The 13,808-nt window shown below is 70.4% G+C and carries 11 protein-coding genes; 7 read left to right on the plus strand and 4 right to left on the minus strand.

Going from position 1 to position 13,808, the window contains the following annotated elements:
• Nucleotides 1-137 precede the first annotated feature (137 nt).
• From C1M51_RS07760 to C1M51_RS07775, 4 genes are all read left to right on the plus strand, one after another.
• The gene (locus C1M51_RS07760) at nucleotides 138-1,811 is read left to right on the plus strand and encodes a long-chain-fatty-acid--CoA ligase (RefSeq protein ID WP_129448937.1); all 1,674 of its coding nucleotides are present in this window, start codon (nucleotides 138-140) and stop codon (nucleotides 1,809-1,811) included.
• 130 nt (nucleotides 1,812-1,941) lie between these two features.
• Nucleotides 1,942-2,448: a hypothetical protein gene (locus C1M51_RS07765; RefSeq protein WP_129448938.1), complete on the plus strand. Its 507-nt coding sequence runs from the start codon at nucleotides 1,942-1,944 to the stop codon at nucleotides 2,446-2,448.
• Nucleotides 2,449-2,476: 28 nt separating this feature from the next.
• Nucleotides 2,477-3,238, plus strand: coding sequence for a 5'-methylthioadenosine/adenosylhomocysteine nucleosidase (locus C1M51_RS07770; RefSeq protein ID WP_011831147.1), 762 nt, complete (start codon nucleotides 2,477-2,479; stop codon nucleotides 3,236-3,238).
• Nucleotides 3,235-3,750, plus strand: a complete 516-nt coding sequence (locus tag C1M51_RS07775; protein ID WP_129448939.1) for a hypothetical protein — start codon at nucleotides 3,235-3,237, stop codon at nucleotides 3,748-3,750. Before C1M51_RS07770 ends, C1M51_RS07775 begins: the two co-directional genes overlap by 4 nt.
• 16 nt (nucleotides 3,751-3,766) lie before the next feature.
• Here the strand turns inward: C1M51_RS07775 and C1M51_RS07780 are convergent, their stop codons facing one another.
• From C1M51_RS07780 to C1M51_RS07790, 3 genes are read right to left on the minus strand one after another with little or no spacing between them, the layout of a single operon-like run.
• Nucleotides 3,767-4,534 (minus strand): LrgB family protein, encoded by a 768-nt coding sequence (locus tag C1M51_RS07780; RefSeq protein WP_207207814.1) that lies wholly within the window; start codon nucleotides 4,532-4,534, stop codon nucleotides 3,767-3,769.
• On the minus strand, nucleotides 4,531-4,908 hold the full coding sequence (locus tag C1M51_RS07785; protein ID WP_129448940.1) for a CidA/LrgA family protein: 378 nt from the start codon (nucleotides 4,906-4,908) through the stop codon (nucleotides 4,531-4,533). Before C1M51_RS07785 ends, C1M51_RS07780 begins: the two co-directional genes overlap by 4 nt.
• Nucleotides 4,909-4,942: 34 nt before the next feature.
• The gene (locus C1M51_RS07790) at nucleotides 4,943-6,451 is read right to left on the minus strand and encodes a M20 family metallopeptidase (RefSeq protein WP_129448941.1); all 1,509 of its coding nucleotides are present in this window, start codon (nucleotides 6,449-6,451) and stop codon (nucleotides 4,943-4,945) included.
• A gap of 305 nt (nucleotides 6,452-6,756) precedes the next feature.
• Here C1M51_RS07790 and C1M51_RS07795 point away from each other — a divergent pair, with 305 nt between their 5' ends.
• Genes C1M51_RS07795 through C1M51_RS07805 form a run of 3 tightly spaced genes read left to right on the plus strand, consistent with a single transcriptional unit; the run spans nucleotide 6,757 to nucleotide 12,731 of the window.
• A complete protein-coding gene (locus tag C1M51_RS07795; protein ID WP_129448942.1) occupies nucleotides 6,757-8,001 on the plus strand; it encodes an efflux RND transporter periplasmic adaptor subunit in 1,245 nt (414 codons plus the stop codon).
• Between the two features lie 16 nt (nucleotides 8,002-8,017).
• Nucleotides 8,018-11,239 carry an efflux RND transporter permease subunit gene (locus C1M51_RS07800; protein WP_129448943.1) on the plus strand — a complete coding sequence of 1,074 codons (3,222 nt, stop codon included), beginning with the start codon at nucleotides 8,018-8,020 and terminating at the stop codon, nucleotides 11,237-11,239.
• On the plus strand, nucleotides 11,232-12,731 hold the full coding sequence (locus C1M51_RS07805) for an efflux transporter outer membrane subunit (RefSeq protein WP_129448944.1): 1,500 nt from the start codon (nucleotides 11,232-11,234) through the stop codon (nucleotides 12,729-12,731). Before C1M51_RS07800 ends, C1M51_RS07805 begins: the two co-directional genes overlap by 8 nt.
• An 84-nt stretch (nucleotides 12,732-12,815) precedes the next feature.
• Here the strand turns inward: C1M51_RS07805 and C1M51_RS07810 are convergent, their stop codons facing one another.
• The gene (locus C1M51_RS07810) at nucleotides 12,816-13,625 is read right to left on the minus strand and encodes a TenA family transcriptional regulator (RefSeq protein WP_036234030.1); all 810 of its coding nucleotides are present in this window, start codon (nucleotides 13,623-13,625) and stop codon (nucleotides 12,816-12,818) included.
• Nucleotides 13,626-13,808: the final 183 nt, after the last annotated feature.

Raw genomic sequence — 13,808 nt, forward strand, 5'->3', positions numbered from 1 at the left:
CCGCGGCTCGGGGCCTCGCTTCGAAGGGATGATGCCGGCGGGCCCTAGACAGCCCGCTCCAGCACGGGCTATCGCATTCCCTGAGAGAGGCCCTGTCAGCGCGAAGTCAGAATGACTTTTCGCGTATGGAGCTGCCCATGGACCCCATCTGGCTCGAGCACTACCCGGCCGGCGTGCCGCACAACGTCGACGTTGCGCAGTACCCCTCGCTGGTCGCGTTGATCGACGACAGCTTCAAGAAGTTCGGCAGCCTGCCTGCCTACAAGTTCATGGGCAAGGCCTTCAGCTTCGCCCAGGTCGACGAGATGTCGCGCTCGCTCGCGGCCTACCTGCAGACGCTCGGCCTGGTTGCCGGCGACCGCGTCGCGGTGATGATGCCCAACGTGCCGCAGTACCCGGTCACGGTGGCCGCGATCCTGCGTGCCGGCTACGTGGTGGTCAACGTCAACCCGCTGTACACGCCCCGCGAGCTGGAGCACCAGCTCAAGGATTCCGGCGCGAAGGCCATCGTGATCGTCGAGAACTTCGCGCACGTGCTGCAGAAGGTGCTGTCGGCGGTGCCGACGAAGAAGGTGGTGGTCACGGCGCTCGGCGACCTGCTCGGCTTCCCGAAGTCGCTGATCGTCAACACCGTCGTGCGCAAGCTGAAGAAGATGGTGCCGGCGTTCGAGCTGCCCGGCGCGGTGCGCTTCAACGATGCGCTGGCCGCCGGCCGCGGCAGGTCGTACACGCCCGCCAAGGTGGGACCGGACGACATCGCGGTGCTGCAATACACCGGCGGCACCACCGGCGTGAGCAAGGGCGCGGTGCTGCTGCACCGTCACCTGGTCGCCAACATCCTGCAGTCGGAGGCCTGGTACCAGCCGGCCCTGAAGAAGATCCCCGCCGGCGAGCAGATCAACACCGTGTGCGCGCTGCCGATCTATCACATCTTCGGCTTCAACACGAACATGATGCTGGGCCTGCGCATGGGCGGCTGCAACATCCTGATCGCCAACCCGCGCGACCTGCCAACGATGTTCAAGCAGTTGCGCGGCGAACGCATCCACAGCTTCCCGGCGGTCAACACGCTGTTCAACGCGATGGCGCATCACGCCGACTTCGGCAGCGTCGACTGGAGCCACCTGAAGATCTCGGTCGGCGGCGGCATGGCGGTGCAGAGCGCCACCGCCAAACTCTGGCTCGAGAAGACCGGCTGTCCCATCGTCGAGGGTTACGGCCTGTCGGAGACCTCGCCCTCGGCCACCTGCAACCCGGTCGACAGCACCGCCTACAGCGGCAACATCGGCCTGCCGATGCCCAACACCCTGCTGAAGCTGATCGACGACGATGGCCACGAGGTGCCGCCGGGCACGCCGGGCGAGATCGCGATCAAGGGCCCGCAGGTGATGGCCGGCTACTGGCAGCGTCCCGACGAGACCGCGAAGGTGATGACGGCCGACGGCTACTTCCGCTCCGGCGACATCGGCGTGGTCGACGAGCGCGGCTACTTCAGGATCGTCGACCGCAAGAAGGACATGATCCTGGTGAGTGGCTTCAACGTCTACCCGAACGAGGTCGAGGAGGTGGTGACGCAGATGCCGGGCGTGCTGGAGTGTGCCGCCATCGGCGTGGCCGACGCCAAGTGCGGCGAGGCGGTCAAGCTGGTGATCGTGCGCAGCGACCCTGCGGTCACCGAGGAACAGGTGCGCGCCTATTGCGAGGCCAACCTGACGGGCTACAAGCGGCCGAAGATCGTCGAATTCCGCACCGAGCTGCCCAAGACGCCAGTCGGCAAGATCCTGCGCCGCGAGCTGCGCGACAAGGCCTGAGCCCCGGCGCCACGGCGTGCGCAGCGTCACGGGCGTCGGTCTGTCGTCGCTCACCGCGGCACGCCGGCCGAAGGCGGCCCGTACACTGCGTGCTGGATCGTACCGAGGCAGAGCAAGCTGTTGATGCACGATGGCCGATCGCTACACGAAGACTGAGACGGGCCGAGCCGAGATCCGCGCCCGCGTCCATGCACTGACGCGCACCGCCCGCAATCTGCTGCTGATCATCGATCCCAGCCGGGACGGCGCGAACTGGGTGTCGATGGTGCAGGGCGCCAGCGCCGCAGACCTGCAGACGCTCGTCGATGCCGGCCTCGTGAGCCCGCTCGGCGGCCCGAGCGTCGCACCGAGCCTGCCACCGGCCGAACCCGAACCATCCGCCACCACGGCCACCGCCACCGGCCCGGGCGCGCTGGAGGCGTCGTCGCTGTCCTACTCGGACCTTTACGACCTGCTGCCCAGCCTGGCGAAACAGCACCTGGGCCTGATGAAGGGCTACCGCTTCGTGCTGGCGATCGAGAAGGCCGACGGTCTGGTCGGCCTGCAATCGGTGGCCCGCGACCTGCTGACCGAGATCGAGCGCGCCAAGGGAGCCACAGTGGCTCGCTCCGCGCGGCGCGCCTTGCTGCTGCCCTGATCGGCAGCACGCACCGACAGGACCCGCCATGGGGTTGCGCTTCGCACTCGTCGCGGCTCTCGAAGAGGAACTGCGCACCTTGCTCGCGGCGCTGCAATCGCCCGTGACGGAGCACCATGCCGGCCGAGCCTTCCACCGCGGCCGGCTCGATGGCCACGAGGTGGTGCTGGTGCGTTCGGGCATCGGCAAGGTGGCCGCGGCCACCACCGCGCTGCTGCTGGCCGACCGCTACGGCGTCGATGCGCTGGTGTTCACCGGCGTGGCCGGCGCGTTGCAGCCCGCGGCCTCGATCGGCGACGTGGTGGTCGCGCGCGAGCTGCTGCAGCACGACATGGACGCCTCGCCGCTGTTTCCGCGTCACGAAGTGCCGCTGACCGGCCGCTCGCGTTTCCCGACCGACGCCGACCTCAGCGACGCGCTGGCGCGCGCAGCGCGCGACGCACTGGAGGCCGAGCGCATCGGGCTCGACTCCAGCTTCGCCGCGCTCGGCATCGACCGCCCGCGTGTGCACGAGGGCCTGGTGGTCAGTGGCGACCGCTTCGTGGCGACCTCGCTCGAGCGCACCGCTCTGCGTACCGAGCTGCCCGACGCGCTGGCCGTGGAGATGGAGGGGGCGGCGGTGGCCCAGGTCTGCCTCGATTGCGACCTGCCCTTCGCGGTGCTGCGCACGCTGTCCGACTGTGCCGACGACAGCGCCCACGTGGACTTCGGCCGTTTCGTCGCCGAGGTGGCCGGCCCGCTGGGCGCGGCCATCGTGCGCACCTGGCTGCGCCGCGTCGAACCGGCGTGAACCGCGCCCTCGCCCGGCTGGGGCGCTTGCTGCGCGCCGTTGCCGGCGTGCCGGTCGCGCTGCTGATCCTGTTCGAGGAATGGGGCTGGCGGCCGCTGTCGCGCGCACTCGGCCGCCTGAGCCGCTGGCCGCCTATCGCGCGCCTGGAGGACCGCCTGCGGCGGGCGCCGCCGCCACTCGCGCTGACCCTGTTCCTCGCGCCGACGCTGGCGCTGCTGCCCGTCAAGCTGCTCGCGCTGGGGCTCGTCCATGCCGGTCATGCGGCGCTGGGCCTGGTGCTGATCGCCGCGGCCAAGCTGCTCGGCACCGCCCTGCTCGGTCGCCTGTTCGTGCTGACCGAGCCGCAACTGCGCCACTACCGCTGGCTGGCGTGTGCGCTCGACACCTGGTCGGCCTACAAGCAGCGCGTCAAGGCGTGGTGGCGCGCGACGCCGATCGCGCAGGCTGTCGCGCGGGCCGGCGCTGCCTGGCGCCGGCGCTGGCGTCACTGGCGGGCCGGCCGCCGCGCCTGAACCGGCGCGCTCGCCGTCAACCCACCAGCCAGCGCGCCAGCCACGGCAGCAGCAGTGCGCCGGCGATGCCGTGCAGCCCCATCGCCAGGCTGGCGTAGGCGCCGGCGCGTGGATGGATCGACCAGGCGCGTGCCGTGCCGATGCCGTGCGCGGCGAGCCCGGCCGCGAAGCCGCGCGCCGCCCAGTCGCGCACGCTCAACGCGTTGAGCAGCGGCGTGACGATCAGCGCGCCGACGATGCCGGTCGTCACCGCGAACACCGCCGCCAGCGTGGCCGAGCCGCCGATGCGCTCGGCGATGCCCATCGCGATCGGCGCGGTGACCGACTTCGGCAGCAACGAGGCCAGGATCAGCTTCGATCCGCCCAGCGCCCAGGCCGTGCCGAGTGCCACCGCGATCGAGGTCGCGGCCCCCAGCAACAGCGCGAGCAGCAAGGTTCCAGCGCGCGCCCGCAGTTCGGGCCACAGGCGCGCCAGCGGCACCGCCAGCGCGACCGTCGCGGTGCCGAGCAGGAAATGCACGAACTGCGCGCCCTCGAAGTAGCGGCGGTAGGGCGTGCCGGTCGCCGCGAGCACCGCGATGATCGCCAGCACCGACCACAGCACCGGATTGGCCAGCGGATGGCGCCCGCTGCGCGCCGACACGCGCTCGGCGATCACGTAGGCGCCGAGGGTCAGCGTCAGCCCGAACAGCGGCGTGGCGGCCAGGTAGACCCACACCTCGGCCAGCGGCTCCAGCGCGCCGCTCAGGCCGACCGGCAGCGTCAGCGCGCGGGACTCGCTCATGGCGCCGGCGCCTTGTCGTCGGTGTCGTCCGACCCCAGCCGGCGCGACAGGAACCACGCCGTGACGGCGATCGCCGCGGCGGTGCTGGCCGCCAGCGCCACCACCCACGCCAGACCCTCGCGCACCAGCGGCTCCCAGTACAGCATCACGCCGACGGCCGCCGGGATGAAGAAGATCGACAAGTGGGCCAGCAGGCCGTCGGCCGCCTGCTCGAGCGGCGCCCAGGCCGGCTTGCCCAGGCGCTGCCGCAGCAACAGGCCGGCGAGCAGCAGCACCAGCCCGATCACCGGCCCCGGCACCGGCGCGTGCGTGAGCTGCGCGATCGCCTCGCCGAGCGACTGGAACAGCAGCAGCGCGGCCAGGCCCTGGATCATGGTCGGTCGCGGCCGGGCGCCGAGGCCGCCGGGCTTAGGCGACTGCGTCGGCGGGCAGCGCCGCGATCACCTGCGCCACCGCGGCCGTGAGCCGCTTGCCGTAGGGCAGGTGCAGGAACTCGTTCGGGCCGTGGGCGTTGCTCTTCGGACCGAGTACGCCGCAGACCATCATCTGGGCCTTCGGGAAGCCCTGCTGCAGCAGGCTCATCAGCGGGATCGTGCCGCCCTGGCCCACATAGCCGCAGGGCGCGCCGTAGTGCGCGCGCGAGGCCGACTGCAGCGCCGTCTCCAGCCAGGGCTCGATCGGCGGGGCGTTCCAGCCGCTGGCACCCCAGGCGCCGACCCGGCCGTCCGGCGCGAACACCACCTTGGCGTTGTAGGGCGCGTTGTCCTCCAGCAGGGCCTTGAGCCGCACCGCGGCGTCGTGGCCGTCCACCAGCGGCGGCAGGCGCAGGCTCAGCTTGAAGGCGGTGACCGGCCGCAGCACGTTGCCGGCGTCGGCGATGGCCGGCAGGCCGGCAGCGCCGGTCACGCTGAGCGTGGGACGCCACGTGCGGTTCAGCAGCGCCTCGGTGGCGTCGGTGGTCATCGGCAGCACCGGGCCACCGTCGGCGCCGCAGGCCCAGGGAAAGCGCTTCCAGACCTCGTCGCCCAGCACGCGCGCCGTCTCGGCGGCCTGTGCCACGCGCTCGGCCGGGATCTCGCAGTGCAGGCTCTGCGGGAGCAGGCGGCCGGTGGCGGCGTCCTCCAGCCGGTCGAGCAGCTGGCGCAGCACGCGCAGGCTCGACGGCACGATGCCGCTCGAGTCGCCGGAGTGCACCCCTTCGCTCAGCACCTCGACACGCAGCGTTCCCGTGACGTTCCCGCGCAGCGAGGTGGTGAGCCAGAGCTGGTCGTAGTTGCCCGCGCCGGAGTCGAGGCAGACCACCAGGCTCACGTCGCCGAGCCGCGGCTTGAGCGCGTCGATATAGGCCGGCAGATCGCCCGAACCCGACTCCTCGCAGGTCTCGATCAGCCCGACGCAGCGCGGCCGCGGCACGCCCTGAGCGTCGAGCGCCTGCAGCGCCGTGACGGCCGCGTAGACCGCATAGCCGTCGTCGGCGCCGCCGCGGCCGTAGAGCAGGCCGTCCTCGAGCTTCGGCGTCCATGGCCCCAGGTCGGCGCGCCAGCCGCTGAACTCGGGCTGCTTGTCGAGATGTCCGTAGAGCAGCACGGTGGGCGCACCGGTCGCATTGCCACCCGGCGTGGTGGCCGGCAGCTCGAAGAAGATCACGGGCGTGCGCGGCGTGCCGTCGGCTTCGCGCAGCGCAATGACTTCGAGCTTCAGACCGGCGAGCCGCTGCCGCTCGACCCAGGCCGCGGCGCGGTGCACCACGCGGTCGATGTGGCCGTGCGCGGCCCAGTCCGCGTCGAACATCGGGCTCTTGGCGGGGATGGCGATGTAGTCGATCAGCTCGGGCACGATCTGCGCGTCCCAGGCCTGGTCGACGTGGTCCTGCAAGGCGCCGGCGTCGAGGCCGGGCAGGCGGTCGGGAGCGTTCATGGCGATGGGCGCTGGACGCGCGAGGTGGAGCGACGGACCAGTATAGGCAGCCCCCACCCAGGGCATCCTGCCCGCGTAAAGAGCTGGCCGAAGACTTGCAAGCCGCCCTGCAATAGGCTTGCGGGCTTCGGGGGCATTTCACGGTCATCACTTGATGACCGTTGGGTCAGTAACATCCCCTCCTGCACAAAAGACACACGTGGAGTGGCGGACGATCTCCGAACGTGTGCGCCCCTCAGGGAGGACTTCGCACGGCTGTCGCGGAGGCCTCGATGCCTCACCACCTCTTTCTCCTAGGTGCTCTCATGCGTGACTCCGTTGCCTTCCCTGTTCCGTTCCGACATGCCGCCGCGCTGCTGATCGCCGTGTCGCTGGCCGCCGGCGTGCTGACGGCCTGCGGCGAGCGCGCCGAGGCGCAGGGCGGCCCGCCGCCGGCCCCGCCGGTCTCGGTGGCCCCGGCGGTGCAGAAGCCGATCGCCGACAGCGAGGAGTTCACCGGCCGCCTCGAGGCGCTGGAGACCGTCGACATCCGGCCGCGCATCGGCGGCACGATCGATCGCGTGCACTTCGTCGACGGCGCCACCGTCAAGAAGGGTGCGCTGCTGTTCACTATCGATCCCCGGCCCTACCAGGCCGAGGTGGCGCGCGCCGAATCTCAGCTCGCCGCCGCGCAGTCGCGCGCCGAGCTGGCCAAGGCCGAACTGGCCCGCGCGCAGAAGCTGCTGGACGCCAAGGCCGTGTCGCGCCAGGAGTTCGACCAGCTCGGCTCCGGCGAGCGCACCTCGCAGGCCGACATCCGCGCCGCCGAGGCGGCCCTGCGCGTGGCGCGCCTCAACGTCGAGTACACCGCGGTGCGCGCGCCGATCGCCGGGCGCCTGTCGCGCGCCAACATCACCGCCGGCAACCTGGTCGACGACAAGACGGTGCTGACCACGCTGGTGGCCACGCACAAGGTCTACGCCTACTTCGATGGCAGCGAGCAGACCTTCCTGCGCCTGCGCAAGGCCAACGACGCCCAGCTGAACGTGAAGATGGGCCTGGCCAACGAGAGCGGCTTCCCGCACACCGGCAAGGTCGACTTCATCGACAACCGCCTCAACACCCAGACCGGCGCGATCCGCATCCGCGCGGTGTTCGACAACGCCGACGGCCAGTTCACGCCGGGCCTGTTCGCCCGGCTGCAGGTGGCGGGCAGCACCTCCTACGACGCGGTGCTGACGCCCGAGCGTGCGATCGGCACCGACCAGAGCAAGAAGTTCGTGTTCGTGGTCGGCGCCAACAACGTCGCCGAGTTCCGAGAGGTCAAGCTCGGCGCGCTGATCGACGGCATGCGCGTGGTCACCAGCGGCCTGAAGCCGGGCGAGCTGGTGGTGGTCAGCGGCCTGCAGCGGGTGCGCCCGGGCGCGCCGCTGGCGCCGGAGAAGCTCGATGTCGACGCCCGCGGCATGCCGGTCGAGAAGCCGGTCGCGCCGCCGCCGGGCGCCGGCGGCAAGAAGGACGAGAAGAAGGCCGCGCTGAGCGCGCCGGCCGCGGCTGCGCGCACCGCCTGATCCGGGAGCGGCTTCCATGAACCTGTCCCGCTTCTTCATCGACCGGCCGATCTTCGCGGCCGTGCTGTCGGTCTTCATCACGCTGGTCGGCGCGATCGCGATCTTCAAGCTGCCGATCTCCGAGTACCCCGAGGTCGCGCCGCCGCAGGTGGTGGTGCGCGCGCAGTTCCCCGGCGCCAACCCGCGCGTGATCGCCGAGACGGTGGCCACGCCGCTCGAAGAGCAGATCAACGGCATCGAGAACATGCTCTACATGGGCAGCCAGGCCTCGGCCGACGGCGCCCTGACGCTGACGATCAGCTTCAAGATCGGCACCAACCCCGAGGTGGCCGAGACCGCGGTGCAGAACCGCGTGAACCGCGCGCTGCCGCGCCTGCCCGAGGTGGTGCGGCAGATCGGCGTGACCACCGAGAAGAGCTCGCCGAACCTGACCATGGTGGTGCACATGGTCTCGCCGGACAACAAGTACGACGCGCTCTACCTGCGCAACTACGCCACGCTGAACGTGCGCGACCCGCTGCTGCGCATCCAGGGCATGGGCTCGGTGCAGACCTTCGGCTCGGGCGACTACGCGATGCGCATCTGGCTCGACCCGCAGAAGCTGTCGGCCCGCGGCCTGACCTCGGCCGACGTGGTAGGCGCGATCCGCGAGCAGAACGCGCAGGTCGCCGCCGGTGTGGTGGGCGCGCCGCCGTCACCGAACAACACCGAGTTCCAGCTCGCGATCAACACCCAGGGACGGCTCAGCAGCGAGCAGGAGTTCGGCGACATCATCGTGCGCGCCGACACCGCCGATGGTTCGGTGATCCGCGTGCGCGACCTCGGTCGCGTCGAGCTCGGCCCCAACACCTACTCGCTCGGCTCGCTGCTGAACAACAAGGAAGCGGCCGCGATCGGCATCTTCCAGGCGCCCAACTCCAATGCGCTGCAGCTGTCGAACGACGTGCGCGCCACGATGGAGCGGCTGAAGGCCGACTTCCCGCCCGGCGTCGACTACGCCATCGTCTACGACCCCACGCGCTTCGTCGCCACCTCGATCGAGAAGGTGATCCACACGCTGGTCGAGGCGATCGCGCTGGTGGTGCTGGTGGTGATCGTGTTCCTGCAGACCTGGCGCGCCTCCATCATCCCGCTGCTGGCGGTGCCGGTGTCCATCGTCGGCACCTTCGCCGTGCTGCTGGCGTTGGGCTTTTCGATCAACACCCTCACGCTGTTCGGCCTGGTGCTGGCGATCGGCATCGTGGTCGACGACGCGATCGTGGTGGTGGAGAACGTGGAGCGCAACATCGAGGCCGGCCTGAGCCCGCGCGACGCGAGCGTGAAGGCGATGCAGGAGGTGTCGGGCCCGATCATCGCGATCGGGCTGGTGCTGTGCGCGGTGTTCGTGCCGCTGGCCTTCGTGTCCGGGCTGTCCGGGCAGTTCTACAAGCAGTTCGCGGTGACCATCGCGATCTCCACGGTGATCTCGGCCTTCAATTCGCTGACCCTGTCGCCGGCGCTCAGCGCCATCCTGCTGAAACCGCACCACGCGAAGAAGGACTGGCTGACGCGCGGGATGGACAAGGTGTTCGGCCGCTTCTTCGGCTGGTTCAACCGCTTCTTCACGCGCAATGCCGACCGCTACAGCCGCGGCGTCACCGGCACCGTCGTCAAGCGCAAGTCGATCGCGCTGGTGATCTACGCGGTGCTGCTGGGCGCCACCCTGCTGCTGTTCAAGCTGGTCCCGCCGGGCTTCGTGCCGCAGCAGGACAAACAGTACCTGATCGGCATCGCGCAGTTGCCCGACGGCGCGAGCCTCGAACGCACCACCAAGGTCATCCGCCAGCTCAGCGAGATCGCGCTGTCGGTCCCGGGCGTGAAGAGTTCGGTCGCCTTTCCGGGCCTGTCGATCAACGGCTTCACCGCGGCGCCCAACTCGGGCATCGTGTTCCTGAGCCTCGACGAGTTCGAGAACCGCACGGCGCCGGAGCAGAGCGCCGACGCGATCGTCGGGCAGGTCAACCAGCGGCTGGGCGCGATCCAGGACGCCTTCATGTTCGTGCTGTCGCCGCCGCCAGTGAGCGGCCTGGGCAATGCCGGTGGCTTCAAGCTGCAGTTGCAGGACCGCGACTCGCTGGGCGAGGGTGCGCTCAACGGTGTTGTGCAGCAGCTGATGGGCCGCATCTACGGCAACCCCAACAGCACGATCACGCAGGCGTTCTCGAACTACCAGATCAACGTGCCGCAGCTGTTCGCCAACGTCGACCGCACCAAGGCCAAGCAGATGGGGGTCAACCTCAGCGACATCTACGAGACGATGCAGACCTACCTGGGTTCGCTCTACGTCAACGACTTCAACCGCTTCGGCAAGACCTACCAGGTGATCGTGCAGGCCGATTCCGGCCACCGCGCCAAGGCCGAGGACATCGGCGCGCTGAAGGTCCGCAACGCCGCCGGCGAGATGGTGCCGCTGTCGGCCATGATGCGCATCGAACCCACCTTCGGGCCGGGTTCGGTGGGCCGCTACAACGGCTTCTACACCGCCGACTTCAACGGCGCCGCCAAGCCCGGCTTCAGCTCCGGCGAGGCGCAGGCCGAGATGGAGAAGATCCTGAAGGAGACGCTGCCGCGCGGCATCAGCTACGAGTGGACCGAGCTGGTCTACCAGGAGAAGACCGCCGGCAACACGATGATCTACATCTTCCCGCTGTGCGTGCTGCTGGTGTTCCTGGTGCTGGCAGCCACCTACGAGAGCACCACGCTGCCGCTGGCGATCATCCTGATCGTGCCGATGTGCATCCTGAGCGCGATCACCGGCGTGTGGCTCAGCGGCTTCCTGGGGCAGCCGGCCGACAACAACATCTTCACGCAGATCGCCTTCGTGGTGCTGGTGGGGCTGGCGTGCAAGAACGCCATCCTGATCGTCGAGTTTGCCCGCGAGCTGGAGGACCATGGCCGCAGCACCGTCAAGGCGGTGGTCGAGGCCTGCCGCCTGCGGCTGCGCCCGATCCTGATGACGTCGATCGCCTTCATCGCCGGGGTGATCCCGCTGGTGCTGTCCAGCGGCGCCGGCGCCGAGATGCGCCAGGCGATGGGCATCGCGGTGGCGAGCGGCATGCTCGGCGTCACCGTGTTCGGCCTGTTCCTGACGCCGGTGTTCTACGTGCTGCTGCGCAAGCTCGCCCCCAAGAAGCACCTGCCCACCGCCCATGCCGCGCCGCTGAAGCCGCGCGCCCCGACGGGAGACGACCATGCGTGACGCCCCTTTCCTCCGGCTGCCCTGCCGTCTCGGCGTGCTGGCCGCGGCCGCCCTGATCGCCACCGGCTGCGCGGTCGGTCCGGACTACGAGCGGCCCGCCCGCACGGTGGACGCCGAGTTCATCAATGCCGGCGCGTCGGCCAGCAACACCCAACCGGTGTCGGCCGACATCGCCAGCTTCTGGCGCGGCTTCGGCGACGAGGCGCTGAGCACGCTGGTCGACCGCGCGCTGGCTGCCAACGGCGACGTGCGCATCGCGCAGGCGCGCCTGCAGGAGGCACGCGCCGATCTCGGGCTGGCCCAGGCCGCGCTGCTGCCCGACGTCGGCGTCAGCGCCGGCGCGACGCGCGGCGTCACGCCGATCACGCAGGCGCCGGGCCTGTCGCGCAGCGACCGCACCGGCACGGTCTACGACGCCGGCTTCGTGGCGAACTGGGAGCTCGACTTCTTCGGCCGCAACCGACGCGCCAGCGAGTCGGCCGCGGCGCTGGTCGCCGCCAGCGAGGCCGGCCTGCACGCGGCCCACACCGCGGTGGCCGCCGAGGTGGCGCGCAACTACCTGGAGCTGCGCGGCCTGCAGCAGCGGCTGCAGGTCGCCGACACCTCGCTGGTCAACCAGCGCGAGTCGCTGCGCATCACCGAGGCCCGGCTCGACGCCGGCCGCGGCACCCAGCTCGACATCGCGCGGGCGCGCACGCTGGTCGAGAACACCGAGGCCACGCGGCCCGCGCTGCAGGCCGCAATCGACCGCACGATCTACCGCCTGGCCACGCTGAGCGCGCAGCCGCCGCGCGCGCTGGCGACCACGCTCGCGCCGCCGGCGGCGCTGCCCGGGTTGCCGGTGACCGACCTCTCGGCGCTGCCGCTGGGCACCCCCGAGGCCTGGCTGGCGCGCCGTCCCGACCTGATTGCCGCCGAACGCCAGCTCGCCGCGGCCACCGCCAACATCGGCGTCGCCAAGGCCGATCTCTATCCGCGCATCTCGCTGTCGGGCCTGCTGGGCCTGAATGCGGCCACGCTCGGTGACCTGGGCCGCAGCGAATCGGCGATCTACTCGCTGGGCGCGGGCCTGAGCTGGAGCGTGCTGGACTTCGGCCGGGTGCGCTCGCGCATCGCCGCCAGCGAGGCGCGAGCCCAGGCCAGCCTCGCGAGCTACGAGCAGACGGTGGCGACCGCGCTGGAGGAAACCGAAGGCGCGCTGACGCAGTTCACCCGCAACGCGCAGCGTGCCGAGCGCCTGGACCGCGCCGCGCGCAGCGCCGAGGAGGCCGCCGGGCTGGCCCGGCTGCGCTACGACGCCGGCGTGACCGACTTCCTGGTGGTGTTGGACGCCGAGCGCGAGGTGCTCGCCAGCCGCGACCAGCTGGTGCAGGCCCAGGTGGCCACGGCCACCGCGCTGGTCAGCGTCTACCGCGCGCTGGGCGGCGGCTGGACCGCCCCGACCGATGCCGCCGCTGCGCCGGTGGCCGTCAGCAGCAACAACCCCCGCTGAAAACACCACGGCCTCGCCGGGTTCGCACCCTGGCGAGGCCGTGAGCCCCGCCCATGGGCGGGCGCAGGCCGGTCATCCGACGCTTCAGGCCGCGCGCTTGCGCTCCTCCGGGTAGACCAGCGAGAGCAGCTGACCCGGGATGGTGGCCACCTGCTCGGCGTTGAGCGAGTAGTCGAGCGTGAGCCGCATGTACTCGTAGCTCTTGAGCACGCGCGAGCGGATCAGCGACACGCCGCGCTGCGTCGGGTCGGTGCCCATGATCGAGCAGATGATCTCGAGCGCTTCCCAGGGATGGGTGTCGTCGTACTTGGCATGCAGCTTGAGCCACTTCATGGCCTTGGCGCGCACCTCGAGCGGGAAGCTCTGCTCGTACACGTCGGACGAGCAGACCAGCGCCGACCAGTCGCCGGTCACGCCCTCGATCGAGTAGTTGGTGGCGGCCATCGCGGCGGCCAGGGTGTCGCGTTCACAGGTGTGCCAGCACCAGTGCGACAGCGCGTGCGTCTCGGTCGGCACCTCGCCGTACAGCAGCTCGTCGCGGCTCACGCCGCTGGCGACGGCCCATTCGACCCAGTGGTCGGCATGGTTCTGCTCGACGCGGATGTTGCGGATCAGGTAGCGGCGCGCCAGGTCGTGACCGCGGGCCCGGCCGTACTGCAGCTTCAGCAGGTTCTGCGCCATGTACTGCGGGAACTGCTCGATCACCGGCCACACGCCGACCAGGAAGGTGCTGATCTGGTTGGCGTCGAGCTCGTTGTCGCGCATGCGATGGAAGAGCTCGTGCGAGGCCACGCGTTCGCGCGTCTCGGCGCAGCTCTCGACCAGGTCTTGCGCCCACGCCGGATAGCTGCGGATGTCGGTCAGCTCCCCTTCCCGAATGAAGTCATCGCTCACGAATACGCTCCTCGTCTCTGGTTGCATTGAACGGCACGGGCATCTCGGTCGACGCATGCCGACAGTCGCGACAATAAGCGAAAACTGCGACGCCGCGCGCATTGCGTCACACACGGATGCAACATCCGCGCCACACTGGCGACCCCTGTAAGGTCTTCGTATTCCCGGGGGATGCGCCTTGCG

Source organism: Methylibium sp. Pch-M, assembly GCF_004136295.1.
In the GTDB taxonomy this organism is placed as follows: domain Bacteria; phylum Pseudomonadota; class Gammaproteobacteria; order Burkholderiales; family Burkholderiaceae_C; genus Methylibium; species Methylibium petroleiphilum.

Coding starts and splice junctions, on each gene's coding strand:
- C1M51_RS07785 (WP_129448940.1), bottom strand. CDS start 4,908: ATGATCCAGGGCCTGGCCGCGCTGCTGCTGTTCCAGTCGCTCGGCGAG.
- C1M51_RS07790 (WP_129448941.1), bottom strand. CDS start 6,451: ATGAACGCTCCCGACCGCCTGCCCGGCCTCGACGCCGGCGCCTTGCAG.
- C1M51_RS07780 (WP_207207814.1), bottom strand. CDS start 4,534: ATGAGCGAGTCCCGCGCGCTGACGCTGCCGGTCGGCCTGAGCGGCGCG.
- C1M51_RS07760 (WP_129448937.1), top strand. CDS start 138: ATGGACCCCATCTGGCTCGAGCACTACCCGGCCGGCGTGCCGCACAAC.
- C1M51_RS07795 (WP_129448942.1), top strand. CDS start 6,757: ATGCGTGACTCCGTTGCCTTCCCTGTTCCGTTCCGACATGCCGCCGCG.
- C1M51_RS07800 (WP_129448943.1), top strand. CDS start 8,018: ATGAACCTGTCCCGCTTCTTCATCGACCGGCCGATCTTCGCGGCCGTG.
- C1M51_RS07805 (WP_129448944.1), top strand. CDS start 11,232: ATGCGTGACGCCCCTTTCCTCCGGCTGCCCTGCCGTCTCGGCGTGCTG.
- C1M51_RS07765 (WP_129448938.1), top strand. CDS start 1,942: ATGGCCGATCGCTACACGAAGACTGAGACGGGCCGAGCCGAGATCCGC.
- C1M51_RS07770 (WP_011831147.1), top strand. CDS start 2,477: ATGGGGTTGCGCTTCGCACTCGTCGCGGCTCTCGAAGAGGAACTGCGC.